The sequence below is a fragment of the Colwellia sp. KU-HH00111 genome, from assembly GCF_040362745.1.
Lineage (GTDB): Bacteria > Pseudomonadota > Gammaproteobacteria > Enterobacterales > Alteromonadaceae > Colwellia.
This window is the reverse complement of sequence record NZ_BAABWO010000002.1, coordinates 249,142-275,512: the sequence shown is the minus strand read 5'-3', so window position 1 is coordinate 275,512 and position 26,371 is coordinate 249,142. Positions and strand designations below refer to the sequence as shown.

Sequence of the window (26,371 nt, the reverse complement as noted above, 5' to 3'; positions counted from 1 at the left end):
ATCGCTAATTTCTCCGTAACGCTTTAAATATTGACATTTCCCATGGGCGCATAGCTAAAAGAAGACCAAAATGCTTTCGATTATCTAATGGTAATAACGCATCTTCTTGGTTCAATAAGGCAACTTCTTTTTTCAATTGTTTGAGTTTTCTTTCAATAATATTGATAGACGTTTCACTATAGGTACCTCTAATATAAAACCTGATACAATTATCTCCAACAAAACTTGATGCCATAAACTTTGTAATACCATTTTTATCCATATACTTTTCTAATGGACCATTGGGTATCCACTGAAAATTTTGCGAGATTAGCATCTTGTATTTGTTGTTGGGTAAAAGTTGAATTATTTTCAGCCGATCTAATTTTGCCATTAATTGAACACATTCAAATTGATCTATTTGGTAGTGATGAATTATCTCATCAAAACTCCAACCATCTCGAACACAAGCAGCAACTAAAAATAATTTGGTATCATCAATCAACTCTTGCTCTTGCACAGCGGTTAACTGAATAAGCTTTTTTCGTTGATTTTCTACTAAAACAAATAAATCAGATAGGCTAATACCCGCAACTTCACAAATCTCTTCTAGCCGCACTAACGAAAATTGCTTCAATGAGAACATCCTTTTTACATTCGCTTCACTCATACCCAACTGTTGAGCAAGGGCTTTATAGGTAATCCCTTGCTGTTTAAGTGTCGATTTTAGTATCTCACATACTTCTATTAGCTGACTCAAGTATTGTAATCCTATACTTATAGTTGATTATTTTAATACATTACACACGTTGGTTTATTTTAACAATTCCATTGTCATAATCATTTCTGTTTTTAACACACACTTTTCATAAGTAAATAAGGAAGCAAGATGAAAACATTAAACAAAGTATTATTAATCACATTAACAATGACGAGTTTACAGTCTTTTGCGGACAGTGGAGCGTCACAGAATGCCAGTGCAGCAAGCAAGCATTCTGCTTTAGCTACATCTCATGGCACAGTAGCAAGTGCTAAGTTGGGTAGTGCAGTCATTGCTACGCCACTTATCGTGGTCGGAGCAATCGGAAATGTTGCGTTACAAGCAGGTAGTGCATTAATGGAAAATGCAGTTGCTGCCACGCCTTTAGAAGTAACAGATAAAACAATTACTGCTGCACCTTCGCCTGCTCAAATAATGAAGGTCAATAGACAGGAGAACTTATAATGAATAAGCTTTTAAACATCCTCTTTATTGCAATGATGACCATCACACGACCAGCCATAGCTGGAAGTGCTCAAGACACAGAGATTCAATTTACAGTTGCAGCGGTTGAAAAATTTGCTAAAGAAGTTGAGAAATTTGCAGCTAAAGAAGGAGCTAGAGCATTCATTATCGGTCGAGTTGGCAGGCCAGAAAAAGAGTTACCTAAGGGAATTAAATTTACCCATACTGCAGTCGCAATTTACTCATCTATCAAACTTGATTCAGGTGAAACCGTAAAAGGCTACGCCATTCATAACCTTTATCAAAAGAAAGGTCAGTTAGATAAAAGTGAATTAATCATTGACTACCCTGTTGATTTTTTTTGGGGAGTTAACAGCTTAAAAGCAGGTGTTATTATTCCTACACCTGATTTACAAAAACGTATTTTAGACGTTATCGCTAGCGGTAAAGACAAGCTGATACATAATAAAAACTATTCTGTCATTGCTAACCCATTTAATAATATCTTTCAAAACTGCACTGAACACACGCTAAACATTGTCAACTCAGGTATTTACCAAACAACAGACATACAACAACTAAAAAGTAATACTAAACAACATTTTAAACCTCAAAAGGTAAAAGCGAGTCCGTTTAAGTTATTGTTAGGTAATTGGTTTGTAGATGATGTTTCTACTAAAGATCACTCTGGTAGCGTTTATACAACAACGTTTACAGCCATAGGTAAGTATCTAAAAAACAATAATTTACTATCTAAGGCTGTTGTTTTAAAAACTGATGGTTCGACAGAGCAACTATTGTAAATTATCATGTCTATGTAGATCAATTAGGAACAATTCAACATTTGTCGAAAACGTCATTCCAGTGGTGTTTTCGGCTGGAATCTAAACAAAAATCTATGGATGTTCGACAAAAGACTTCGAAGATGACGTTATCAATGAACTCCTGAGTAAAGTACATTGGCACGAAAAGTCATTTGATATTGTTAATAAGCTTCATATCCAACCAATAAAAAATCATGTCATATTCCCACTTAAGACAAATAGCAATTTCAACTGTTTTTAACTATCAACCATACATTATAAAACATTCAAACATACAACAAACCAATTTAAATAATTGTATTTTAAGTGTATAAATTAAAAAAGATAAAAAATAATTATTTCTTCTTGTTATATAATAGACGATCGGTCTATTATATAACAATGAACTTACCTACACCAAAACCACGTCGTGGCAGACCACCTAAAGTATCACGAGAAAACCATGATACAAAAGCGGCATTGATTCGCAGCGGGCTTGAACAGCTAACTGAAAGCGGCTTTGCTTCGTCAGGAATCGATCAGATCTTAAAAAGGGTCAATGTACCAAAAGGTTCTTTTTATCATTACTTTGCCAGTAAAGAAGCATTTGGTCAGGCAGTAATTGACAGTTATGCCAGTTACTTTGCAGATAAATTAGACGCCTGTTTATTAGATGAATCATACTCCCCCTTAACTCGCCTAAGTAATTTTGTTGAAAAAGCTAAAATGGGGATGGCGCGTCATCACTTTAAACGCGGCTGTTTGGTTGGCAATCTTGGTCAGGAAATTGAATTATTACCTGAAAGCTTCAGGCAACAATTAATTACTATATTTAATAACTGGCAACAACGCTTAAGTCATTGTTTTATAATGGCACAAAAACAACATGAGCTATCAAGCAGTGCAGATTGCGAACGACTCGCTGAACTTTTTTGGGTTGGCTGGGAAGGCGCAGTTAGCCGGGCAAAATTAGTGCAAAATAACCAACCTCTAGACAATTTCTTTCAGCATTTCATTGCAACATTACCTAAATAATTTTTTTAACCATTTATAGACGATCAGTCTAATTAAGGAGAGTACTATGTTCCAAGGTATATTAATCGAAAAAGATGACCAAGGTTACCGTGCAACCATTAACAACATTGGCGACAGTTTATTACCCGAAGGCGATGTAACTGTGAATGTATCGCATAGTACGCTCAACTATAAAGATGCATTAGCCATCACGGGCAAAGGCCCTGTGGTTAGAACATTTCCTATGATACCAGGTATCGATTTAGTGGGTATTGTTGAGCACAGTGAAAGTGATAAATTTAAAGTCGGTGACGCTGTATTACTTAATGGTTTTGGCGTTGGTGAAACGCATTGTGGCGGTTTAGCTCAAAAGGCGCGCTTAAAAAGTGAGTGGTTAATTCCACTACCAAAAGCCTTTACATCACGTCAAGCTATGGCTATTGGTACTGCAGGATACACTGCGATGTTGTGTGTTATTGCCCTTGAAAAAAATGGTATAACACCAGAAAAAGGTGACATTATAGTGACAGGCGCTAACGGTGGTGTAGGTAGCTTCTCTATCGCTATTTTAGCAAAACTAGGCTATCGAGTGGTCGCTTCTACAGGACGCGTTGATCAAGCTGAATACTTAACAAAATTAGGCGCGGCAGAAATTATTGATCGTAACACTTTATCAGAGCCTGGTCGTCCGTTAGGCAAAGAACGCTGGGCTGGTGCAATCGACTCAGCAGGCAGCCACACATTAGCCAATGTTTGTGCTGGTATTCAATATGGTGGTGTAGTAGCCGCATGCGGTTTAGCACAAGGTATGGACTTTCCAGCAACTGTTGCCCCGTTTATTTTACGTGGTATCACCTTGGCAGGCATTGATAGCGTAATGCGCCCATTGCAAGACAGAATTGAAGCATGGCAACGCCTTGGTGATATTTTAGACCCTGAAGTATTTGAAGACATTTGTACAGACATCAGTTTAAGCGATGTGGTAGAAACCGCTGAAAACCTAATTGCAGGTAAGGTGCGTGGCCGTGTGGTTGTTGATATGACTCAGTAATCGCTTAAAAAAAATAGGATGCTTGATTTAGGGATTAACCCTAAATCAAGCTTGTTAACATCAAGAAATGATCAAGTGATCAGGGAATAGAATCACTAGCAATAGCACTAATATTTGCATAATGATGAACGGTATTACCCCTTTATAAATTGTGGTTGTTTTCATCCACTTTGGCGCAACCCCTTTTAAATAGAACAGACTAAAACCAAATGGCGGGGTTAAAAAGGAAGTTTGCAAGTTCATTGAAATTAATATTGCGAACCACACTAAATTAATATCTAAAGCAACGGCAACAGGCAATAAAATAGGGACCACCAAGAAGGCAATTTCAATAAAATCAATGAAAAAGCCTAACACTAATATCGCCAACATGGCCAAAGCAACAAATGTCCATTTACCGCCGGGTAATTCCAAAAAGAAGTCTTCAATTATATATTCACTACCCGAATAACTAAATACCATAGCAAATGCTGTTGCACCAATAAGCACCGCAAAAACCATCGAGGTAACTTTCACCGTCTCTTTTGACACATCATGCATTTTAGCAAAAGTAAAACTGCCATAAAAAATAGATAAAATGACCGCACCTACAGCACCAATTGCCGCAGATTCAGTAGGCGTTGCAATACCAGCAAAGATTGAACCTAATACTACGAGGATAAGCACTAAGGGGGGAACAACATCTTTCAATGCTTGCAACAATAATTCACGTTTATTTTCTGTCACCTCAATAGGCGGCATAAACTCTGGTTTTACTTTACCTAATATCAATATATATAAGGTGTAAAAGCCTACCAACATCATGCCAGGTATCACCGCAGCACGAAATAAATCACCAACAGGTACGCCCATTACATCACCCAAAATAATTAAGATTATAGAGGGAGGGATAATTTGACCTAAGGTACCTGAAGCACAGATTACCCCAGCAGCAGTTGGCTGGTGGTAGTTATTTTTCAACATAACAGGCAGAGAAATAACCCCCATGGCAACCACACTTGCACCTACAACACCAGTAGAGGCGGCTAATAAGGCGCCAACAATAATGGTTGAAACAGCGACACCACCAGCAATACCACCAAAAAGTTTGGCGGAAGACTCTAATAAACGTTCGGCCAAACCTGTTTTTTGTAAGACAATACCCATAAAAATAAACATGGGTACGGCCATTAAAATGGTATTTTCCATAATTGCCATTATGCGGTAAGGCATGAATTCAAATAGCTCTACCCCAAGTACAGCAACGCCAACAATAAGTGATATGCCAGCAAAGGTAAACGCTACCGAATAACCTAAAAACAAACACACCAAGGCGATACCAAAAAGTACTAAACCCGTCATTATAATTCTCCCTGATGATGCTTATTAGGCAGCTGTGTGCCTAACAGTATTTGAATATTACTCAGCAGCACATGAAAAATAGATAACACTAAAAAGAAAGATGAAAGTGGAATAACAGCGCGTACTACCCAGCGATGTGGCAAGCCACCGGGGTCGCCACTGCCTTCACCCATAGCATAAGCATCTAAGGCATAGCCGTAACCGTAATACATTATTAATAACGTAATAGGTAAGGCAAGGAAGATTGAACCAAAAATATTAATGATTGCCTGCTTCTTAGCTGACATCACATCGTAAAATATATCCACGCGCACATGCGCATCTTCCTTTAATGTATAGGCTATACCAAACATGAACATTGCAGCAAATAAATGCCATTCAAGCTCCTGCATCCCTATATTCACGTCATTAAAAAAATATCGCATGACGACATCATAAAAAACATTGGCAATCATCAGTAGCATTAACAGGCTACAAAAATTACCTAAGACATCAATAATTTTAGTAATTAATTTCAGACTAGCATTCATATTTGGCTCTTTTTTTTCTAAAAAAAACGCGGTTAAAAACCGCGCTTACTTCATCTAAATAGACATTCTACTTGGTATCAAAGTTATCAAGATAAGCTCTATCAGACAAGTTTGTCCATGCACGCACTTTCTCTTTATAACTATTCAGAGATTTTAATATCTTTTCTGTCATTGGATCTTTAGCTGAAAATTCAGCTAATAAATCATCATTAGTTTGCTTGATTTTGTTCATCAGGCTCTTAGGAAAAGAACGCATTTTTACATTAGGGTAATCTTTTTGTAAGGTCGCTAAATTTTTTCCACTTTCATGGTAAGACTGAGTGTACATATCATAGGCAGCTGTTTTCATTGCTACTGTTAAGATTTTTTGTAAATCTTTAGGCAATGAGTTATATGCTTTTTCATTGACCATAAATTGCAACTCGGCAGCCGGCTCATGCCAACCGGTATAATAGTATGGCGCTATTTTATGAAAGCCCATTCGTAAATCTAAAGACGGACCAACCCACTCTAGCGCATCAATAGTATTGCGCTCTAAGGCTGTATAAAGCTCACCTGAAGGAATATTGGTTGGTTTTGCACCTAGTTTTGCTAACACTTCACCAGCAAAGCCTGGGATACGCATTTTCAACCCTTTAAGGTCTGCTACGCTGTTAATTTCTTTTTTAAACCAGCCACCCATTTGGTTACCGGTATTGCCACCAGGAAATGATAAAATTCCATATTGATCATAAACTTCTTTCATCAATTCCATACCACCGCCATGGTAAAACCATGCATACTGTTCAGGTGCTGTCATTCCAAACGGAATTGTAGTGAAAAAGAGCGTATTAAAGTTTTTACCTTTCCAATAATAAGATCCTGAATGACCCATTTGATATTGACCACTTTTAACAAAATCAAATATCCCCAATGCAGATTTATGTTTATTTGAAGAGTCAATACGAATATCTAAACGTCCGTTGGACATTTCTTTAACCATTTTTGCCATATTTTTAGTGGCGTCACCAAAAATAGGAAAGTTTGGCCCCCAAGTTTCAGCCAGCTTCCAGCGATATTTTTTCCCATCATCTGCCATGGCTAGGCTTGATAAGCCTAACGAAGAAAGCCCAAGCGACACAATAAGTGCGGCCTTTAAAAAAAGTGATTTTTTCATCTATTATTTCCTTTAGCTTATTGTAATTTAATTAGTTATTGTTTTTAAAATTGTGTTTATCTATCTACATATGCTTAGTTGCACTGCTTAACAATAGTATAAATCTTCAAGCATGGCTATTCGTGCGAACACCTAAGACTAAAGTAGTAGATGCAATATATAATCTAATCGCTAGTGCTTTTATCATAAATTTGTAATGATAAATAATACTCTTATTTCTGGTGATTATTTCATGATTCTCCCTTTACGCCTCCTTTATATTACTGTGATACAAGTAATATTAACGTCAATCGTCATCTTTTTTTTCGTCACTAATGAATATCGCACACTGTCAAATAACAATTTGCAGACATTAAAAACCTTTTTATTAAATCAGAAAAAGCAAGAGTTACAAAACTATACCTCCCTTGCACAAGCAGCGATTAAGCACACAAACCCTATCAATACTGATGAAAACGATAAAAAAGCCAAGCAAAATGCTGTAGAAAATTTACTTAATCAATTACTGTACAACGGTAATGATGGTTACTTTTTTGCTTACAATGATGAAGGGGTCAATATCGCTCATCCAAAAGAACCCTATAGAATAGGCAAAAGTTGGTGGACATTAGAAGATGATAGCGGCAAAAAAATCATTCAATTGCTCATTAGCAACGCTAAATCAGGCGGAGGCTTCTTGCAATATCAGTGGAGCAAACCTTCTAGTCAACAAACGTCGGATAAAATCAGCTATTCAACCTACCTAGACGAATGGCAATGGATGATAGGCACTGGTGCTTATCTTGATGATGTAAATCAGCAGTTAGGCTCCCTTCAGCAAAAAATAGATCAGCATATTAATAAAACCAAACAAATTATTTTAGTTATTTCGCTCAGCTCTATCTTTATTATTTTTCTATTAGGCTTTGTCATTAATTTGAATAATAAAAAGAAGGCCGATCAAAAAATTAATGAGTTAGGCCAAAAGATAGTTAACCTGCAAGAAGATCAACATCAACATATTTCCCGCGAATTACATGACGGCATAGTACAAATATTAGTTTCAATTCAATATTCTATCGAGGCAACTAGCATTTTTTTAAGACAAACTAAGCAAGAAAAACCTACTTCCTTAGCTGACGCAGAAAAAAATCTGAGCATCGCCATTCAAGAAGTAAGACGTATCTCTCATAATTTACATCCTAGAATACTTGATGAGCTAGGTTTATCCTCGGCAATTGCAACACTAGCCAAAGACTTCGCTAAGCAAACAAACATTGACATTAGCTTTACCAAGCCTAAGTTAAGAAAACTGCTACCCAACAACATAAATATTAGCCTGTATCGCGTTGTACAAGAGTCGTTAATTAATATTGAAAAACATGCCAAAGCAACACATGTCGATATTGACTTGGCGGTTAAAAACAAATGGCTTACCTTAACCATTACTGATAATGGCGTTGGCTTTAGCGGCAGTAGTAACAACAAGGCTGGCCCGCCTATTGACTCATTAGGTATTGGTTTGCGCAACTTAACAGAACGTATAGAATACCTTTGTGGTCAACTCAAAGTGTGTACTTCGAATAAGGGTACGACAATTAGTGCTATTATACCTGTTCATGTATTTTCTTATTACTTTAACAGTGAAACCAATAAAAATAATAATTACACGAACAGTCTATCTGCCGCTGATCCTAATAACAGCCAACCGCTAGACTCTTAAAAGGACGAGATATGCCTAAATCAGCAACAAATGAAGGTATAACCACCGTATTACTGGTTGATGATCATCCTATGGTTCAAGATGGTTTAACCGCCTGTTTATCTTATTACCCGGACATCGAAATAATTGGCAGTACACAAGATGGTAAAAATGCACTAGCCCAAGCGCTTAAAGTACAGCCAGATGTTATTCTTATGGATATCAGCATGCCTGACATGAATGGTATTGATGCCACTGAAATGATTACCGAACAATTAACCCACACAAAAGTGCTTATTTTTAGCATGCATGACAGCTTAGAGTTTGTTAATAGTGCCATGCAAGCAGGTGCTTGTGGTTATATTTTAAAAGATACAGGATCCGCTGAAGTGTACGCTGCCATTAAAGCTGTTGCCTCGGGTAACATTCATTTTAGCCCATCAATTGCCGCAGCCTTAGCCGATAACCCTCAAGAAGAAGAAGACGAGAAAGCTAAACTAACTACAAGAGAGCAAGTAGTATTGGCTTATATAGCGCAAGGATTATCAAACAAAGCCGTAGCAAAAGTTCTCAACATTAGCTTTCGTACTGTTGAAGCACATCGGCGAAATATAAAAACTAAATTACAAATAGATAGTTTGGCAGAGCTTATCCGCTATGCTGTTAATAACGGCCTCATTGATAGTTGATTGGTTAAGGGGTTATACCCAAATTACCATTATAAATACTCAACAAATATACCAATAAAAATAACCATTCCTACCCAATGGTTATGTAAAAAAGCGTGAAAACATTGTTGCCGCTCTCGATTGCTTATCAACATTTGCTGATAGCTAAATAATCCCGCACTAATGACTAAACTTAATTGATAAGGCCAGCCAAATGCCAACATCTCACCAATGGTGAATAGCAAGCCCAAAACTAATAATTGCAATATCCCAATGATTTTTTTGTCATATTTGCCAAATAAAATAGCGGTTGATTTTACCCCTATTTTTAAATCATCATTGCGATCAACCATTGCATACATAGTGTCATAGGCCACAGTCCATAATAAATTGGCGGTCAGTAATAGCCATGCAATGGGGGGAATCTGACCTTGTGCTTCTGAAAATGCCATTATCATTCCCCAACTAAAGGCCGCACCAAGTACCACTTGCGGTAACTGGGTGTAGCGCTTCATAAAGGGATAACAAGCGGCTAATAGTAAGGCAACAACGGATAAATAAATGGTCGGCCAACTTAACGTTAGCACTAACCCCAATGCGATACCAATGAGCACACCAAATAGGCTTAAAGCCTCATCTTTACTTATCATACCCGAGATTAACGGCCTATTGTTGGTGCGCTCTACCCTGCCATCTACTTTCATATCGGCAATATCATTAATTACGCAACCTGCGCTGCGCATGACAAAAACGCCAAGACTAAACACCAGCAATAAATGTAAGTTTGGCCAACCATCACTGGCTATCCATAACGCCCAGTACGTTGGCCACAGTAGTAAATACGTGCCAATGGGCTTATCCATACGCGTAATTAACTTAATCGCTATCGCTTTTTGTTTTAAAGTGTTCATTAAAGATTCAGCCATTTTTGCACGCTAAATTAGTGTTGGGTTGATAGGCAAAGGCCTCAGGTAAAAATACTTCGGCTACCATCAATGGTTTGTTCTCTAAGACAAAAATAGAGCGTCGACCCCATAGATTATTTTCAACCTTTAAGGCTAAGTCTTTTGCTAGTTGAGCAACACTGCTATTTTGATCAAATTCTGCTACTTCAATTGCTTGGCGCTCAAGCGATGGGCTATTAAAAAGCACTTGCCCTAATGATTGTGTACCTAAATTGGCTAAAGCCTGTTCTGCTCCAGTTAAACTTGATAAGGGTAACAAACTACGGGCAAAAACTTGCGGCTTATCATCACAGAAAAGTAACACTTCACGCACTAATACTTGTTCATTTGGCTTAATAAGCGCAACAGCCTCATTACTTTGACAACGCTCGACCTGTTGACCAAGCAACTCCACCCTAAAATGCTGACAATGTGATTTTAAACGAGCGGTAAGTGAGTTAGGATCAAGCAACCAAGACTGTAAATTTACAGGTAAAACGCTGTCTTGCGCATCGTGCCAATGACTAGTCAAGGTAACGGGAAATAAAGATTGCAAATTCATAAACTAAAGGCCAAGTGAAAACCGAAAAGATAATAACATTGTTTTTATCAGAACTCATTTCACCTCGGGTACTAAATCAGAAAAAAGTAAAAATATTGCAGCAAAAAATTCATTTCAGGTTATTATAAGTGTCATACGATCAGTTTTGTAGTTATTACCCAAATCCAAGAAGTAGCCCTTATGCTAAAATATTTATTAGTGATATCGTGTTTATTGATCCCATTGACCAGTCAATCATCTAATTATGCTTATTATGGATTTGAGCCTGATATTGTCACTAATTATGTGGCGGTAAGAAAAAATTTAGGGTATGTGCGCTTAACCGTTGAGTTAATGGTGCCCAGTGAAAGTATTGATATCGTTGAACATCACTCGCCCTTATTGCGCGATGCCATTATTGATATTATTGGCAAACAGCCTGAAGAAAAAGTTAAATCGATAAAAGGTCGTTCTGAAATACAATTAAAATGTGAAGAAAAAGTTAAGGCGCTGCTGGTTAAAGAAACCGGTCAGCCTTTGATCAAAAAATTATTATTTACCCAATGGTTAGACAACTAATCACTGCACAGCAGACATTTAATATACCCTATACTATATATTGAACTTTAACCCAACAAACTAACAAAGCGTGCGGTATCAATCTCACATTGATACCCACATGAGCAAAATCGAAGAGCTAGGCAAAAAAGATGTTAACAAAGAAAACTAAGGGGTTTACCTTAATTGAACTGGTTGTTGTAATTGTTATTTTAGGTATTTTATCTGTCGTTGCCCTACCTCGCTTTATTGATTTATCGTCTGATGCAAGAATTTCAACCCTGACTCAGCTAGAAGCTAGCGTGAAAGGCGCGAATAATTTGCTTTTCATGAAATCTCATATGCCAAGTTACACCACTCGCGCGGTGCCTGGCAGACCTGATTTACTAGATATCGACATGGACCACGATGGCGATTTTGAGGTGTTTTCTCCAGACAACATCGACGTAAGACTAAAAGAGCGTTATTTAGATAATACCGACGTTATTAAACGCATTGATATTTCAGATGTGTTTAAATTTGAGTACGAAGGCATTGACTATACTTACATTGGATATGATTTAAACAATGATAGCCAAGTGAAAAACGATGCGTGTTATTTTAAATACACGCAAGCTCAAAGCCCTACTGTACCCGCAGCCTATGAAATAGTTAACACCGGCTGTTAATTGTCTTTAATTAATTTGACTTTATAAACCGCCAATAAACTGCCTGATATTAACCCAAGTAAATGTGCTGTATTAGCAACATTAACCGGCAATAAATCAACAAAGCCTAATAATAACCAAAATAATAAAAAGCCAATAATAGGTTTAGATAAAGACAAGCCTTGCTCAGGCGCTAAATGCCCGAACCACCAAACAAAGCCAACCAAAGCATAAACCACTCCTGACAAGCCGCCAAAGTTTGCGCCAGAGACAAAAAATTGTCCTAAGTTAGAAAATACCGCTGAAATTAACAATAAGTTAATGAGCATGCCTTTTCCTAACGCTTTTTCAATACTGCCGCCAAGCTGCCACCACCACATGGTATTAAAGACAATATGTAACCAAGAAAAATGAAAAAAAGCAGGCCCAATAAGTCGCCAAGGCTCAGTAATTAGTAAATCAGCAGATAAGCGGGGATAAAATTGTAATTGATTAAACAGCGACTGCGCCCAGCCTAAATTACTGGCGAGAAAAACCAACCAACACAAGACAAAAACAATTAAGGTAACTGCTCCAGCGTGCGCCAAAAAATTCTCTTTGAAACTAGCAACAAGAGGTTGCTCGTTACTCGTGACTGCAACCGTTTCACCATGCTGCCATGCTGCTTGTTGATATTTTGTATCAAACGGCTGTTTTATAAACTGTTCAAACTCTCGTTGTGCTTGAGCCATTTTGTCTGGGTGACAACAGACAATATACTCAAGCTTACTCTGGCTAACTTGTGCCTCACTGCTATTTTTACTAATCACGTTAGCTTCAATGCCTAACGTGACTAAGTAATTAGCAAACAATAATGCAATATTGTGCTGTTCAAGCTGAACTAAAGGTTGTAAGTGCTGATGTTCCGTCATAGGCTGCCCTTCAATCCCCCTCTTAACGAGAGATTTTATTAGGGTATTGTAGCTGCCATTGTGTAAACCCACCATCAAGAGAGTAGACTTGGGTAAAGTCTTGGCTAACTAAAAATTGCGCAGCTTGTTGACTTGAATGCCCATGATAACAACAAACAACCACTGGGGCATCGGGATCCGCATCTCGTAAAAAATCAGCCAGATTTTCATTGGTTAAATGAAGTGCATCACTAATACGACCATTGTTAAATGAAGTTTCGTCACGTATATCAACCACTACATGCGTTTTATCATCAATGACTTGAGCTAACTGTTCTACTTGCATATGAGCAAAGCTTTGCGTTTCAATCACTTTTTATTCCCAATTTAAAATAACTTTACCTGACTGCCCTGACCGCATGACATCAAAACCTTGTTGAAAATCATCAACGCCATAATGATGGGTAATAATAGGAGATAAATCCAAACCAGATTGAACTAAACTCGCCATTTTATACCAGGTTTCAAACATTTCACGACCATAAATACCTTTGATAGTTAAGCCTTTAAAAATTATTTGACTCCAATCTATCGCCATATCTTTACCTGGAATGCCTAGCATAGCAATTTTACCACCATTATTCATGCTATCTAACATGCTAGTAAATGCAGACGGCACACCTGACATCTCCAGGCCAACATCAAAACCTTCTGTCATGCCTAAGCTGTTCATGACATCTTTCAAATTTTCTTTAGAAACGTCAACCGCACGGGTAGCACCCATTTTTTTAGCTAGATCAAGTCGATACTCATTAATATCGGTAATCACCACGTGGCGAGCACCAACATGTTTAGCAACAGCAGCAGCCATAATACCAATAGGGCCTGCGCCAGTGATTAAGACATCTTCACCCACTAAATCAAATGACAATGCGGTATGTACGGCATTGCCAAAGGGATCAAAAATAGCCGCTAAGTCATCGGAAATTTCATCGGGTAACTTAAACGCATTGTATGCAGGAATCACTAAATATTCAGCAAAAGCACCGGCTCGGTTAACACCAACACCTACAGTGTTACGACATAAATGGGTGCGACCGCCACGACAATTTCGGCAATGACCACAAGTAATATGACCTTCACCTGAAACACGATCTCCCAAAGCAAACCCTTTTACTTCTTGGCCGATACCAACGACCTCTCCCGCATATTCATGCCCTACAACCATAGGCACAGGAATAGTGTTTTGTGACCATTCATCCCAGTTATAAATATGGATATCGGTACCGCAGATAGCGGTTTTGTTAATTTTTATTAACAGATCATTATGGCCCATTTCAGGCTTTTCTGTTTCGGTTAACCAAATACCTTGTTCTGGTTTGATTTTAGATAATGATTTCATTGTCTTGTTCTCTGCTTTAAATGACGCCCATCTCTTTGCCAATTTTTGTAAAGGCTGCAATCGCTTGATCTAATTGCTCTGTGGTATGAGCCGCTGAAATTTGTGTACGAATACGCGCTTGACCTTTAGGTACCACAGGGAAAGAAAAACCTATCACGTAAATACCTTGTGCCAACAATTTATTTGCCATTTCGCTGGCTACTTTAGCGTCTCCTAGCATCACGGGAACAATGGCATGATCAGCACCGGCACAAGTAAACCCGGCAGCTTCCATCTGGCGTCTAAAATATTCAGTATTGGCTTTTAAGGTTTTGCGTAATTCTCCACCTTCAGCTAATAGCTTCAATACTTGCAATGATGCGTTCACAATAGCGGGGGCAAGTGAGTTAGAAAATAAATACGGACGAGAGCGCTGACGTAACCATTCAATCACCTCTTTCTTTGCTGAAGTATAACCACCTGAGGCACCGCCCATGGCTTTACCTAACGTACCCGTAATGATATCCACACGCCCCATTACCTCACAATATTCGTGACTGCCTCGGCCATTTTCACCGACAAAACCGACAGCATGTGAGTCATCAACCATTACCATAGCATTGTACTTGTCGGCTAAATCACAAACCCCTTTGAGGTTAGCGATCACACCATCCATTGAAAATACCCCATCGGTGGCAATCAATTTAAAACGAGCACCAGCGGCATCAGCATCAATCAAATTTTGTTCTAACGCTGCCATATCATTATTGGCATAGCGATAGCGTTTGGCTTTACATAATCGTACACCATCAATAATCGAAGCATGATTAAGGGCATCGCTAATAATCGCATCTTCAGGCCCTAATAAGGTTTCAAATAAGCCGGCATTGGCATCAAAACAAGAGGAATACAAAATAGTATCTTCCATGCCTAAAAATTGACTAATACCTTGCTCTAGTGCTTTATGTATATCTTGCGTTCCGCAGATAAACCTAACCGAAGCCATACCAAATCCATGCTCATCTAAACCAGTTTTGGCCGCAGCAATAAGCGCCGGATGATTGGCTAAACCTAAATAGTTGTTAGCACAAAAGTTAATCACTTGTTCGCCGGTATTCACAGCTATTTTGGCTTGCTGTGCCGTAGTGATAACACGCTCAGCTTTATATAAGCCCTCAGCTTTAACTTGCGATATCTGTTCTTGAATATGACTATAAAAATTAGTGGACTGGTTATCTGACATCAGAGAGCCTCAACGATTAAATAGAGAAGTAGGGTGCATTGTACGCTTTTAATGTAACAAACACAGTCACTATCCGAATACTATTTTGTTAAAAAGTCACTTTATGTAAAATTATTCTTACTAATTATTGCTAGTATATATACCCAATCCACCCCAAGATGCTCGTTTGAATCTTGAGGTAGTTTTGGTATAGGTATATAGGTAAACTCAGGTATAATCTTTAGCAAAGTCATTATTGAAGATTTTATGCTTGCTCTACTAATTTACCGCATACTTTTATTGTTATTACTGCCATTGTTATTGTTAACGTTATTATTGCGCTCAATCACTAACCGCCAATATCGTCAGCGCTTAAGCGAACGTTTGGGTTTTTTCCCTTATCCATCACCTGAACACGGTAAAGGGGGCATTGTAATTCATGCCGCTAGCGTCGGTGAAGTCATTGCCTTAACTCCCTTTGTTGAGCAGTTGCTATCAAAGTATTCGCATTTGCCTATCACTATAACAACGTTCACCCCTACAGGTTCAGCACAGGTAATAAAACAGTTTGGCAACCGGGTGCAACACGCGTTTCTCCCATTAGATGTGTTGCCTTGCACGCAACTATTTTTAGCTCGATTACAGCCTAAGCTAATAATTTTTATGGAAACAGAGTTATGGCCAAACTTAATTAACCAGTGTGCCAACAAAAAAATTAAGCTACTACTTATTAATGGCCGTTTATCCACCAAGTCTATGCAAAGCTATCAAAAAGTGAGTGCGCTTATTAAACCTAGCCTAAATCATTTTGATCAAATTCTCTGCCAAAGTCAGGATAATTTAGCTCATTTTCTACAGCTAGGTGCACATACTGAACGTTGCCAAATGTCAGGCAATCTTAAGTTTGATATTAGCGTTAGTGACAGCACCTTTGAAAAACAAACCACACTCGCCAGGTTATTACCTAAACATCGCACGCTTTGGTTAGTAGCAAGCACCCACCAAGGCGATGAAGAACTTGCATTAAACGCCTTTACCACCATAAAAAAACACTTTCCTTCAGTGCTATTGGTCCTTGTACCAAGGCACCCTGAGCGTTTTAGCTCTGTTGCCAAACTGTGTGCTAATCAAGGGTTTACTTTAACCAAACGCAGCGAAAACACTCAGGTTACTGAGCAAGATATTTGGCTCTTAGATACTCTAGGAGAGCTTATGGCTGCCTATGCGCTCGCTGACATTGTCACTATGGGCGGGAGTTTCAGCCAGATCGGCGGCCATAACCCATTAGAGCCAGCATTGTTTAAAAAGCCCATTATTGTTGGTCATGATATGAGCAATTTTACTGAGGTCTTACAGCAGTTACTCGACAATCAAGGCATTGTGCAATTAGCCGCAGATAGCAATAGTGATGTTAGCCAGTTGCTTTGCGAAGCGGTAGTAAATTTATTAGAAAATGACGCTGTGGCATCAGAGCTAGGTAGCAACGCTCATCAAGTCGTATTAAGTAACCAAGGCGCTAGTGCGCGTACATTAGCGCAAGTGCAGGAGCTGATTTCATGAGCATAACTCACACGGTTAAATGTTTTCAACATCAAAATGAATATTGTCTCTATGATGCAAAACAGATCGACGATTTCAGTCCGAACATGCTCAGCGCATTATATTGGCAAAAAAACAAAGCTGTGACTGGCTCTGCACAAGGGCGAGGTACTACATGGTTTGTAAAATATACCCCTAAACATAATAAGCAAACTCAACATTGGGTATTGCGCCATTACTATCGGGGCGGCCTAATAGGTAAATTAATTAATGACAGTTATATTTTTACTGGGCAAACACGCACCCGTGCGGCTCAAGAGTTTTCATTATTAGCGCATATGCAAGCGTTAGCATTACCTGCGCCTAAACCTATTGCGTATCGTGTTGTTCGCAGCGGGTTAATCTATCAAGCCGATCTGCTCAGTACGCGTATTGAAAACGCCCAAGATCTGGTTGCCATACTAACAACAAAAAGCATATCACCTCATTTATGGCAGAAGATTGGTGCCACTATAAAGCGTTTTCATCATCATAATATTTACCACCATGACTTAAACGCCCATAATATTTTAATTGATGAAGCTGAAAATGTATTTTTAATCGATTTTGATCGTGGTGAGATTAGAGCCAATAACCAAAGCGGTTGGCAAAAAGATAATCTAGATAGGCTTCAACGCTCATTTTTAAAAGAACAAAAGCAATTGCTTAATTTTCATTGGACGCATGAAAATTGGCAATTACTACTTGAAACTTATCTCAGCCATGCGCCCTAAATTTTACCGCACAGATTACTGAGATTGCGCGTCTTTACATCGTTGTAAGTACATATCGCGCGCTTTTAATAACTCTGGCATTGCCTGTTCAGTGGTGTAAGGACGTAAAATAACTAAAATCTTCAATACCCCCTGATAAAACACCGAATCATTAATTTCATTGTCAATATTCTGAGTTTGATAAAAACTGACCCAAAACGTGTTAATAATTCGCAAAATACTGACAATATCAGGTAACTCTTCATCTTGAAAATGAATAATGTTTGCACTTCTTAGTGAAATTAACAATTGGCTAACCCGCTCAGCAATTGAGTGTTGCACTTCCACGTATTTTTCTCTTAAGCTCGGATTTTTATCAAGTAAAACAGGTAAGTTACTATAAAAGAACCTAAATTTTAATAGCATTTGAAATACTGCATCCATATAGAGGATGATCGCATCAAGAGGTTTTACGTCGCTACTGACCGTAGGAAAGGTATCTAGCAATAAATTACGCGCATATTCTTCGTAAATAGACAAAATAATGTCTTCTTTATTACGAAAGTGATAATACAAATTACCCGGACTTATCCCGAGATGCGCTGCAATATGGTTAGTGGTAACATTTCGCTCTCCTTGCTCGTTAAATAATGCAATGCTTGCCTGAATTATCTTATCGCGGGTTTTCATAAACGTTACTTCTTTGTTATGGTTTAGGTAATTAAATTTTAACGATCTTTGTATAATACTATCAAAATTCAATAAACTTAAAGTCTTTTTGAGTAAATACTTTAAAAAAATCTTCGCTATTTTCTCAATTTATCGTGTTTTTGCGGTTTATACTTGTCACAAACTCCGCTAACCCGATACAATGCTTCGGCATTATCCAATAAATGAAACGCAAAATATGACTATAAGAGCAATTTACCCAGGCACATTCGATCCTGTTACTAATGGCCATTCAGACTTAATTGTTCGCGCAAGTCGCTTATTTAATGAAGTAATTATTGGTGTTGCCTCAAGCCCAAGCAAAAAACCGCGCTTCGCACTGGAGCAAAGAGTTGAAATGATTAAGCAAATAACCAGTGATTTAGATAATGTCACTGTGGTGGGTTTTAGTGGTTTATTAGTAGATTTTGCTAAACATCACCAAGCAAAAGTTTTGATTCGTGGTTTACGCGCGGTATCAGACTTTGAATATGAATTTCAACTCGCGAACATGAACCGACGTTTGTCACCTGATTTAGAAAGCGTGTTTCTAACCCCAGCAGAGGGTAACTCTTTTATCTCGTCAACCTTAGTAAAAGAAGTTGCCCTGCACAAAGGTGATGTTAGCCAGTTTGTTCACCCTACGGTTAAAGCCGCCTTAGAGCAGACACTAAAGTAGTACTACTTTAGTGAGTCAATAAATGCTTGAGAGTCAGCAATTGAAGCATTCATATCAACCACTAAGGCGTCAATATCTTGTTTGATCAATTTATATTCGCCTTTTAATGCCCCTACAGCTTTGGCATTTAAGTTGTGTTTTAGGTACAACATATTATCTCTTAAAGCACTTAAGACCGGCTCCATTTTTCTTTCTGCGCTGTGCATGGCACGAATAACCGTTTGATAACGCTTTTGTGTTTGTCTTAGTTTTTGCTGGCTTTGTCGCTTCAAACTTGTGCTTGTATACTGCTCAATTTCAGTTTGCCATTCATCAAATAACGCTTCGGAAACCCCTTCAATCGCTTCAATGCGTTTAGATAAATCATTGGCTGCATTTTCACTGGCGATATAATGATCTTCACTCTTTTCAAATTGTGCCTGTAACTCACCACCATCAAAAGCGATCAAAGTTGAAAACTGTTCCAAGGCGCTTTTAAACTCTTCTTTTACCTCTTCTTGCGATTCAGTCGCTTCTTCAACGCGATCAATTAAAATGTCACGTTTGTGAATGCCAACTTTTTCCATCGCCGAATAATAGGCTGATTGACAACCAGTCATCAAAGTAACCATAACAATTAACAAAGGTATTGTTTTTAACATAAGTCTATCCCAAGGTATAAGTTTTATCTGAACGATTAATTAAACAGCGCACGATACATTGTACCTTTATACCCAAGCCACCTCAAGATGCAGGATTGTGCGTGAATTAAGACGTCATTAGGCAACCATTGGTAGCGGTGATAATTTTGCCTAAGATCCATTACCTGAAATGTACACTATAATTAATATAAATCCAGGTAGGGGGATGTATTAGCATCTAAGATGATTAATATAAAAAATTCACGATATATTGTTGCAATACTATTACTAGTGCTCAGTATTAACTCAGCCGCTAAAGAAGAGCGGGTCATCACCCTTGAGGATGGTAAAGTACATTATATACTTGAAGTGATGAGGCATATTCTTTGGCCAAACGACAGTAAAATAGATGAATTCAACCTAGTTATTGTAAGTAAAAACATCCAGTTACTAACGGCATTTAATCATAGGGATAATAATCAGGTTCGTGGTAAAAACACCATTATTAAACAGGCAGAATATCTTGATACTATTAGCCAAAATGCCAACGTTATTGTCGTCGACGCGTCGCAATCTTTTGAAATAGTTGCAATTAATGAACGCTTCAAGAATGCCTTAATCATTAGTGATGGACAGGTAAGTAAAGCACACTTGATGGTCGCGATATTAACCTCCAGAAACCAAATAAAGCTGACAATAAACCGTGACAACATTATCAATCGTGGGTTTAAAATCACTAACAGTTTACTAGATTTCGCCGGAACCAAAGCCGATTTAGTTAAACAATTAACCGCCAAGGATCATGATTTCAACCAGCTGCTTGAGAAAGTTAAATCCAAAGAAGCACTGCTCACCCATTTAAATCAATCGTTGGACACCAACAAACAACACTTACAGCAAGTATTACTCAATTTAAATAAACAAAACAATCAGCTACTGGTAGCGCACCGTCAGTTGGCAGCCGTAAAAGAACAACTAACAGCACTACAAGCCAGTAAAGAAGCAATAAAGCTAGAATTAGCAACGCATAAAAGTAACTTAACCGCTCAACAACAATTGATGGCAGAAAAAGAGGTTGAGCATCACCAGCAACAACAGAAGTTAACCGTCCTAAATCAAGCGATCGCTGCTAATAAAATAGCGCTTGGCCAACAAGTCGCTCAACTTGAGCAGCAAAACTCTACCATACAACACAAAGAAGAAAAAATTAGTCAGCAACAGACGCTTTTATATGCGAGTACCGGTATCGCCTTAGTTATTTTATTGTTGATATTTTTAGTGCTGAGAATCAATATTAAACGCAAGCAAACTAATATTAAGCTTTATCAATTGGCAACAACAGATGACATGACAAAGCTGTTCAACCGCCGACACTTCCTCTCGCTCGCCCAACGCGAGCTCAATAAACTACACCGAACTCACAGTGATGGTGCCGTATTAATGATTGATATTGATCACTTCAAAAAAATTAATGATAGATTCGGACATGCTGCTGGCGATCAAGCGATTATTAATGTTGCCAAAATATTACAAGACAACTTAAGAAGTTATGACATTGTCGGCAGAGTGGGTGGGGAGGAATTTGCCATGCTATTTACTAACTGCGAAATCAATACCGCAACGCAAATTGCCGAGCGTATACGTCAAAAAGCTGCTGATTTAACCACTAAATTCCAGCAAGAGCAGATAAAGCTAACGGTGAGTATTGGTATAACCGCTCGATTACAAGAAGAAAAAAGCATTGAAAGTATGCTACATCGTGCTGATGAAGCTTTATATCAAGCAAAACAGTCCGGAAGAAATAAAGTGGTACTCCTTTAGCTGGTGATTTAGCGCTATCTTTAGTTAGTTAATTTCAGCCACTAGACCGACTGATTAACCCTATATTTGTTGGCAGCTAGGACAATACACAGAACTCCGGTTTGATTGTCTTACTTCTAGCAACGTTTCTTTACAATGCAAACAAGCTTGCCCAGCCCGGCCATAAACAAATAATGATTGGGCAAAATAGCCAGGACGACCATCGGCCTGAGTGAAGTCTTTTAAGGTAGTGCCACCTTGTTCAATTGCCGCACTCAATACCTGCTTAATATTATCGGTTAATCGGTTATAGTGCTTCTTACTCAATGCCCCTGCTTGCGTTATTGGTGAAATACCTGAAAGAAATAACGCTTCATTGGCATAAATATTACCCACACCAACCACGACATGGTTATTCATTATAAATGTTTTTATTGGTACTGTTTTTTTACGGGATTTTTCATATAAACAATCGGCTGTAAACTCAGAAGATAAGGGCTCAGGACCCAGCTTATTAATTAACGGATGCACATTAATATCTTCTGTGATCCAAAGAACACAGCCAAAACGACGCGGATCATTAAGTCTCAATGCTAGACCATTTTCTAACACTAAATCAAAATGATCATGTTTGGCAATCGGTGTATTTTTATCAATAACTCGGATAGTACCCGACATGCCTAGATGTAGCATCAATACGCCTTTTACTGTGCCCAGCAGCAAGTATTTTGCACGTCGATTAACTGAGATGATTTTTTCACCGCACATATCTGAAATGGTTGGCGTAATAGGCCAGCGCATTTTTGCATTCCGAACAACGACATCAGTGACATTTTGGTTTAATACATGTGGTGCGATACCTTGCTTGCACACCTCTACTTCTGGTAATTCTGGCATATAATTCTTATGTGCTACTCTATTGAAGGAATAAGTTGATGACTAATGGCTGCAGGAAAAGCAAGCCAGATATCACTTTGGTGATTATAGATAAGTAGTTGGTCGGTTAATGAATACAAGGTATAGATCTGCTCTTTATCTATCGCAGCGACACTTACGGCCACTTTAACACCCTGCACACCCTCAACAACAATCTCTGCGGCTTGCACTAAGCCACGGCTTTGTTGCCAAGTAAACATAAGTTGCTCTATCTGTTGATTACTTAAGTTGAGCAATACCCCTTGGCTGGTCATTTTCCATGCTCTGCCAACACGCTCAAATATCACTTGTTTATCCTCAGCCAAATCTATGGTCAGTGTTAAAATCACACTTTGCTCAGGTAATAACAAGGTATCGTTGGTATTGCTGTTTTCGGGGAACAAACGATCATTGGTCGCGTTTATTAATAAAATAATAATCATTACCGAAAATATAATGACATTATTCCAAGCTGTTTTAGAGAGTTTCACAATCAGTATCATATACCTGCATAATCGATAACCCTATCATACTGAAGTTTTGATATAAAAAACATCACGAAAATTCAGGTGCGGCCTAAGTAATACCAAATTACGCCCATAAAAAAACCCAGTATAAACTGGGCTTTTTATTAGTATAAAGCAAAATTAATTACTTAATTTTAGCTTCTTTATACATCACGTGCTTACGAGCTTTTGGATCAAATTTTTTGATTTCCATTTTCTCTGGCATAGTCTTTTTATTCTTGTCTGTAGTATAAAAATGACCTGTACCGGCACTAGATACTAAACGAATCTTATCGCGCATAATATTCTCCTAGAAAAGTAATTAAACTTTTTCGCCACGGGCACGGATATCAGTTAATACTGCATCAATACCTTTTTTATCGATAATACGCATTCCTTTCGGAGTTAAACGTAATTTAACGAAACGATTTTCACTCTCTACCCAAAAACGGTGAGATTGAAGGTTAGGTAAAAAACGACGACGAGTCGCGTTTCTTGCGTGAGAACGGTTGTTCCCTACGACTGGTTTCTTGCCTGTAACTTGGCAAACTTTAGACATTTGAGTCACTCCAAAATTAATATTAGCTCGAGCTTATTTCTTCCGAGAATTTCCCCAAGACCGTCGCCTCAGGATCCTGAAAAAGGTGGCATATTATAGAGAAACTGAATTATGAATGCTAGCCCTAAGCGTAAAAAGCTAACAAAAAGACAGTAGATATCTTTTAAGCTTTATTAAACAATAAGTTATGGCATGGTTTTTAAGTACAGGCGAGCGAGCCAGCTTTATTTTTAAGCGTTTAACTGGTTTTTTGCTTAATCTATCAGCAATGAATGGACAAAATCAACCAAGTTAGTGACTAACTTTTAGTCAACATCGGAATCAAATAACTTTTCAATTTGCTCTTTTTGTTCTTTACTTGAGAGTTCATCAATTAAAATACGAATAATATGTGATTTGGCTAAATCTGTTCCTTCAGACAGCGTTTTTAATTGCTCTATAGTGGTCTCACTCAAAGTGAAGGTTGCTCGTCGAAACGGCTTTCCCTGATTTTCTGCTGACTTTTTCCGCTCAATCAGCATTTTTGCATCATGGATAGCCTGCTTAAGATTCATTTTCCCATGATTTTCATTGCTCACTATTTGCGGAGAGCCCTTGGCGTAGTTATCCGCGTCAGCAATAAACTCATCGATAGTAAAATGCTCTTTTACATTTTCTTCCTTCGCATTAGGCCTATCCTTGTTTTTCTTTAAATCAATTAAACTCATGGGCATTATCCGGTTTCATTGCCATTAACTCTTCAGCTATGGCTATCATTTCGGTTGCTGCTTTGCCGTCGGGATCGATTTCAATAACCGAAGAGCCTTGCTCTTCACTGTCATCATAAATATTACGACTAAACGTTACGGCATCAAGTACATTGATCCCAAAGGAACGACATACTTCTTTTGCTTCTAGAATTCGACCCGCTTGATTAGGTAATGACGGACATTGGGTAATCACAAAAGAAGCTATCATTTTTGGATTAACCATTTTACAGGTACTGAGCATATCTTCCATATGAGGAACGGTTTTCAAATCACGGCGCTTAGGCCTTAATGGAATAATAACATGATCGGCAACCGACATTGCTGCACGAAGCGCTAAGTTATCTTGTCCACCACAATCAACAATTACATAATCATAATGCTGGCCTAGGCTCAGTAAATCATTACGAATTTTTCCGTAAAGCTGAATACAGTTAATGGCTGGCAGAGAAGGGGCACTATTACGGGCTTGTATCCAGTCAGACGTAGTGCGTTGCGGGTCACAGTCAACCATTAAAACTATGGCATTTTTATTTCGAGCAAAGTGCACCGCTAAGTTTTGCGCTAAACAACTTTTACCACTGCCACCTTTTTCACCACCCACTAATATCATCATATGTTTTTCTTCCTAAAATACTACCTAGTTGTTAACTCGTGAAAACACTAAGCTAAGTGTTAATTATAGTCTATTTTAAATAAAAGCTAATTTGTATCATTTTGCTATGATTTTTCTAATACCAAAGCTATTTCAAACCAACCATTATCTTGTTGAATACAGCGCAAAACTTTACCCTGTAGCTTCTGATTGTTTGCGCTAGCTGATTTAAAAACAATCGTCACAGCGGTTTGTATGGGTAACTCAATATCGCAATCCACTCTTACCCCACCACGAGCAAAATCTAAACAAGCAATTTTTTTAGTTCTTTCTTGGCCACTATCATCAGTCCATACAATATCAACCAATTCCTTTTCCATATCGAGACGAAAAGAACTACGACGTTCCATGTCATTATCACTACTATCTGTCATAAGATGATCCTTTGTTACCATGAAATACTTGCTATAGATTAAAAGTAACTGGCATTTAGCTTTTTATCAAGCTAATTCATACCGATACCTGACCATGTTCTGCAAAAGAATAACATTGATGGCCAGCAACGATGATATGATCTAACACGCGTACATCAATAAGTTGCAAGGCTTGCTCTAGTTTTTGAGTGATATGCTTATCTGCTATACTCGCTTCAGCCACACCCGATGGATGGTTATGTACTAAAATCACAGCAGCAGCATGATGCTTTAATGTCTGCTCAACCACAACCCTAGGGTAAACAGTTGCGGCATTTAGTGTGCCAAAAAATAATCGTTCAAACTTCAATACTTGATGCTGATTATCAAGAAAAAGTACCGCAAACACTTCTCGCGTTTCCTGACGAAGTTCACTCACAAGGTAGTCACGAGTTGCTTGTGATGAGGTTAGTGCATTACCTGTTTGCCTAAGTTGCTCTGATAAATAGCGTTTTGACATTTCTAAACATGCTTGAAGCTGAACGTATTTTGCACTACCCAAGCCATGTTGCTGACAAAACTCCTGTTGATTGGCGCAAAATACATTGGCTAGGCTACCAAAGTTCACTAATAACTGCCGCGATAAATCAACCACATTACAGCCTTTTACTCCGGTTCTTAGAAAAATAGCTAATAACTCAGCATCACTTAGGCTTGCTGGCCCTAGTGACAATAATTTCTCCCTTGGGCGCTCTGAGCTTGGCCAGCTTTTAAGGGTTTGTTCCTTGTTCTCATGAGCGAGTGCTAAATCTACTTTACACATTGTCGGCTTCCTTGCTGTTTGGAGGATGATTTTTTTACAACTCTTTTTTCAAATTAAGCGAATAAATGCTATCTTACTCACACTA

Annotated in this window: 32 protein-coding genes; 12 read left to right on the top strand and 20 right to left on the bottom strand. The window is 38.3% G+C overall.

Annotated elements, in window-relative coordinates:
• Nucleotides 1-4 precede the first annotated feature (4 nt).
• Nucleotides 5-739: a helix-turn-helix domain-containing protein gene (locus ABXG98_RS05475; protein WP_353537687.1), complete on the bottom strand. Its 735-nt coding sequence runs from the start codon at nucleotides 737-739 to the stop codon at nucleotides 5-7.
• Between the two features lie 129 nt (nucleotides 740-868).
• Between ABXG98_RS05475 and ABXG98_RS05470 the strand changes: the two genes are divergently transcribed.
• From ABXG98_RS05470 to acuI, 4 genes are all read left to right on the top strand, one after another.
• The gene (locus ABXG98_RS05470; RefSeq protein WP_353537686.1) at nucleotides 869-1,204 is read left to right on the top strand and encodes a hypothetical protein; all 336 of its coding nucleotides are present in this window, start codon (nucleotides 869-871) and stop codon (nucleotides 1,202-1,204) included.
• The gene (locus ABXG98_RS05465; RefSeq protein ID WP_353537685.1) at nucleotides 1,204-2,007 is read left to right on the top strand and encodes a DUF2145 domain-containing protein; all 804 of its coding nucleotides are present in this window, start codon (nucleotides 1,204-1,206) and stop codon (nucleotides 2,005-2,007) included. The genes ABXG98_RS05470 and ABXG98_RS05465 overlap by 1 nt, the downstream gene beginning before the upstream one ends.
• 402 nt (nucleotides 2,008-2,409) lie before the next feature.
• Nucleotides 2,410-3,042: an acrylate utilization transcriptional regulator AcuR gene (gene acuR, locus ABXG98_RS05460; protein ID WP_353537684.1), complete on the top strand. Its 633-nt coding sequence runs from the start codon at nucleotides 2,410-2,412 to the stop codon at nucleotides 3,040-3,042.
• 46 nt (nucleotides 3,043-3,088) lie between these two features.
• The gene (gene acuI, locus ABXG98_RS05455) at nucleotides 3,089-4,072 is read left to right on the top strand and encodes an acrylyl-CoA reductase (NADPH) (protein WP_353537683.1); all 984 of its coding nucleotides are present in this window, start codon (nucleotides 3,089-3,091) and stop codon (nucleotides 4,070-4,072) included.
• A gap of 60 nt (nucleotides 4,073-4,132) precedes the next feature.
• Here acuI and ABXG98_RS05450 read toward each other — a convergent pair whose 3' ends face one another.
• The 3 genes from ABXG98_RS05450 to ABXG98_RS05440 all read right to left on the bottom strand — a co-directional run bounded on the left by ABXG98_RS05450 (nucleotide 4,133) and on the right by ABXG98_RS05440 (nucleotide 7,099).
• The gene (locus tag ABXG98_RS05450) at nucleotides 4,133-5,413 is read right to left on the bottom strand and encodes a TRAP transporter large permease (RefSeq protein ID WP_353537682.1); all 1,281 of its coding nucleotides are present in this window, start codon (nucleotides 5,411-5,413) and stop codon (nucleotides 4,133-4,135) included.
• The gene (locus ABXG98_RS05445; RefSeq protein WP_353537681.1) at nucleotides 5,413-5,943 is read right to left on the bottom strand and encodes a TRAP transporter small permease subunit; all 531 of its coding nucleotides are present in this window, start codon (nucleotides 5,941-5,943) and stop codon (nucleotides 5,413-5,415) included. The genes ABXG98_RS05450 and ABXG98_RS05445 overlap by 1 nt, the downstream gene beginning before the upstream one ends.
• A gap of 67 nt (nucleotides 5,944-6,010) precedes the next feature.
• Nucleotides 6,011-7,099, bottom strand: a complete 1,089-nt coding sequence (locus tag ABXG98_RS05440; protein WP_353537680.1) for a TRAP transporter substrate-binding protein — start codon at nucleotides 7,097-7,099, stop codon at nucleotides 6,011-6,013.
• Between the two features lie 196 nt (nucleotides 7,100-7,295).
• Between ABXG98_RS05440 and ABXG98_RS05435 the strand changes: the two genes are divergently transcribed.
• The gene (locus ABXG98_RS05435) at nucleotides 7,296-8,801 is read left to right on the top strand and encodes a cache domain-containing protein (protein ID WP_353537679.1); all 1,506 of its coding nucleotides are present in this window, start codon (nucleotides 7,296-7,298) and stop codon (nucleotides 8,799-8,801) included.
• 11 nt (nucleotides 8,802-8,812) lie between these two features.
• Nucleotides 8,813-9,469: a response regulator gene (locus tag ABXG98_RS05430; protein WP_353537678.1), complete on the top strand. Its 657-nt coding sequence runs from the start codon at nucleotides 8,813-8,815 to the stop codon at nucleotides 9,467-9,469.
• A 29-nt stretch (nucleotides 9,470-9,498) separates the two neighbouring features.
• Here ABXG98_RS05430 and ubiA read toward each other — a convergent pair whose 3' ends face one another.
• Both ubiA and ABXG98_RS05420 read right to left on the bottom strand, forming a co-directional pair.
• Entirely contained in the window at nucleotides 9,499-10,374 is an 876-nt protein-coding gene (gene ubiA, locus ABXG98_RS05425; protein WP_353537677.1) for a 4-hydroxybenzoate octaprenyltransferase, read from the bottom strand.
• Nucleotides 10,367-10,954 carry a chorismate--pyruvate lyase family protein gene (locus ABXG98_RS05420; RefSeq protein WP_353537676.1) on the bottom strand — a complete coding sequence of 196 codons (588 nt, stop codon included), beginning with the start codon at nucleotides 10,952-10,954 and terminating at the stop codon, nucleotides 10,367-10,369. Before ABXG98_RS05420 ends, ubiA begins: the two co-directional genes overlap by 8 nt.
• Nucleotides 10,955-11,134: 180 nt before the next feature.
• Between ABXG98_RS05420 and ABXG98_RS05415 the strand changes: the two genes are divergently transcribed.
• A complete protein-coding gene (locus ABXG98_RS05415) occupies nucleotides 11,135-11,512 on the top strand; it encodes a flagellar basal body-associated FliL family protein (RefSeq protein ID WP_353537675.1) in 378 nt (125 codons plus the stop codon).
• A gap of 131 nt (nucleotides 11,513-11,643) precedes the next feature.
• Nucleotides 11,644-12,159 (top strand): type II secretion system protein, encoded by a 516-nt coding sequence (locus ABXG98_RS05410; protein WP_353537674.1) that lies wholly within the window; start codon nucleotides 11,644-11,646, stop codon nucleotides 12,157-12,159.
• Here the strand turns inward: ABXG98_RS05410 and glpG are convergent.
• From glpG to ABXG98_RS05390, 4 genes are read right to left on the bottom strand one after another with little or no spacing between them, the layout of a single operon-like run.
• A complete protein-coding gene (gene glpG / locus ABXG98_RS05405) occupies nucleotides 12,156-13,049 on the bottom strand; it encodes a rhomboid family intramembrane serine protease GlpG (RefSeq protein WP_353537673.1) in 894 nt (297 codons plus the stop codon). The genes ABXG98_RS05410 and glpG overlap by 4 nt on opposite strands.
• A 22-nt stretch (nucleotides 13,050-13,071) precedes the next feature.
• The gene (gene glpE / locus ABXG98_RS05400; RefSeq protein ID WP_502901538.1) at nucleotides 13,072-13,401 is read right to left on the bottom strand and encodes a thiosulfate sulfurtransferase GlpE; all 330 of its coding nucleotides are present in this window, start codon (nucleotides 13,399-13,401) and stop codon (nucleotides 13,072-13,074) included.
• 3 nt (nucleotides 13,402-13,404) lie between these two features.
• A complete protein-coding gene (tdh, locus tag ABXG98_RS05395) occupies nucleotides 13,405-14,430 on the bottom strand; it encodes an L-threonine 3-dehydrogenase (protein WP_353537672.1) in 1,026 nt (341 codons plus the stop codon).
• Nucleotides 14,431-14,446: 16 nt separating this feature from the next.
• A complete protein-coding gene (locus ABXG98_RS05390; RefSeq protein ID WP_353537671.1) occupies nucleotides 14,447-15,652 on the bottom strand; it encodes a glycine C-acetyltransferase in 1,206 nt (401 codons plus the stop codon).
• A 246-nt stretch (nucleotides 15,653-15,898) separates the two neighbouring features.
• Between ABXG98_RS05390 and waaA the strand changes: the two genes are divergently transcribed.
• Both waaA and ABXG98_RS05380 read left to right on the top strand, forming a co-directional pair.
• Nucleotides 15,899-17,191, top strand: a complete 1,293-nt coding sequence (gene waaA, locus ABXG98_RS05385; RefSeq protein WP_353537670.1) for a lipid IV(A) 3-deoxy-D-manno-octulosonic acid transferase — start codon at nucleotides 15,899-15,901, stop codon at nucleotides 17,189-17,191.
• Nucleotides 17,188-17,943: a 3-deoxy-D-manno-octulosonic acid kinase gene (locus tag ABXG98_RS05380; RefSeq protein ID WP_353537669.1), complete on the top strand. Its 756-nt coding sequence runs from the start codon at nucleotides 17,188-17,190 to the stop codon at nucleotides 17,941-17,943. The genes waaA and ABXG98_RS05380 overlap by 4 nt, the downstream gene beginning before the upstream one ends.
• A 15-nt stretch (nucleotides 17,944-17,958) precedes the next feature.
• Here the strand turns inward: ABXG98_RS05380 and ABXG98_RS05375 are convergent, their stop codons facing one another.
• On the bottom strand, nucleotides 17,959-18,612 hold the full coding sequence (locus ABXG98_RS05375; RefSeq protein ID WP_353537668.1) for a TetR/AcrR family transcriptional regulator: 654 nt from the start codon (nucleotides 18,610-18,612) through the stop codon (nucleotides 17,959-17,961).
• 217 nt (nucleotides 18,613-18,829) lie between these two features.
• On the opposite strand from ABXG98_RS05375, the gene coaD reads away from it, so the two are divergent.
• Nucleotides 18,830-19,309 carry a pantetheine-phosphate adenylyltransferase gene (gene coaD, locus ABXG98_RS05370; RefSeq protein ID WP_353537667.1) on the top strand — a complete coding sequence of 160 codons (480 nt, stop codon included), beginning with the start codon at nucleotides 18,830-18,832 and terminating at the stop codon, nucleotides 19,307-19,309.
• 2 nt (nucleotides 19,310-19,311) lie between these two features.
• On the opposite strand, the gene ABXG98_RS05365 is transcribed toward coaD, so the two are convergent.
• Entirely contained in the window at nucleotides 19,312-19,950 is a 639-nt protein-coding gene (locus ABXG98_RS05365; protein ID WP_353537666.1) for a DUF2959 domain-containing protein, read from the bottom strand.
• 222 nt (nucleotides 19,951-20,172) lie between these two features.
• Between ABXG98_RS05365 and ABXG98_RS05360 the strand changes: the two genes are divergently transcribed.
• Nucleotides 20,173-21,750, top strand: a complete 1,578-nt coding sequence (locus ABXG98_RS05360) for a YfiR/HmsC family protein (protein WP_353537665.1) — start codon at nucleotides 20,173-20,175, stop codon at nucleotides 21,748-21,750.
• Nucleotides 21,751-21,810: 60 nt separating this feature from the next.
• Here ABXG98_RS05360 and mutM read toward each other — a convergent pair whose 3' ends face one another.
• The 8 genes from mutM to radC form a co-directional block, all read right to left on the bottom strand.
• Nucleotides 21,811-22,626 (bottom strand): bifunctional DNA-formamidopyrimidine glycosylase/DNA-(apurinic or apyrimidinic site) lyase, encoded by an 816-nt coding sequence (mutM, locus tag ABXG98_RS05355; RefSeq protein WP_353537664.1) that lies wholly within the window; start codon nucleotides 22,624-22,626, stop codon nucleotides 21,811-21,813.
• A gap of 14 nt (nucleotides 22,627-22,640) precedes the next feature.
• Nucleotides 22,641-23,135 (bottom strand): hypothetical protein, encoded by a 495-nt coding sequence (locus ABXG98_RS05350; protein ID WP_353537663.1) that lies wholly within the window; start codon nucleotides 23,133-23,135, stop codon nucleotides 22,641-22,643.
• A gap of 160 nt (nucleotides 23,136-23,295) precedes the next feature.
• Nucleotides 23,296-23,451: a 50S ribosomal protein L33 gene (rpmG, locus tag ABXG98_RS05345; protein WP_044834320.1), complete on the bottom strand. Its 156-nt coding sequence runs from the start codon at nucleotides 23,449-23,451 to the stop codon at nucleotides 23,296-23,298.
• Between the two features lie 21 nt (nucleotides 23,452-23,472).
• Entirely contained in the window at nucleotides 23,473-23,709 is a 237-nt protein-coding gene (gene rpmB, locus ABXG98_RS05340; RefSeq protein WP_159822134.1) for a 50S ribosomal protein L28, read from the bottom strand.
• A 305-nt stretch (nucleotides 23,710-24,014) separates the two neighbouring features.
• On the bottom strand, nucleotides 24,015-24,416 hold the full coding sequence (locus ABXG98_RS05335) for a hypothetical protein (RefSeq protein ID WP_353537662.1): 402 nt from the start codon (nucleotides 24,414-24,416) through the stop codon (nucleotides 24,015-24,017).
• Complete coding sequence (locus ABXG98_RS05330; RefSeq protein ID WP_353537661.1) at nucleotides 24,403-25,071, bottom strand: AAA family ATPase; 669 nt, start codon at nucleotides 25,069-25,071, stop codon at nucleotides 24,403-24,405. Before ABXG98_RS05330 ends, ABXG98_RS05335 begins: the two co-directional genes overlap by 14 nt.
• A gap of 104 nt (nucleotides 25,072-25,175) precedes the next feature.
• Nucleotides 25,176-25,484 carry a PilZ domain-containing protein gene (locus tag ABXG98_RS05325; protein ID WP_353537660.1) on the bottom strand — a complete coding sequence of 103 codons (309 nt, stop codon included), beginning with the start codon at nucleotides 25,482-25,484 and terminating at the stop codon, nucleotides 25,176-25,178.
• 76 nt (nucleotides 25,485-25,560) lie between these two features.
• On the bottom strand, nucleotides 25,561-26,286 hold the full coding sequence (gene radC, locus ABXG98_RS05320; RefSeq protein WP_353537659.1) for a RadC family protein: 726 nt from the start codon (nucleotides 26,284-26,286) through the stop codon (nucleotides 25,561-25,563).
• Nucleotides 26,287-26,371: the final 85 nt, after the last annotated feature.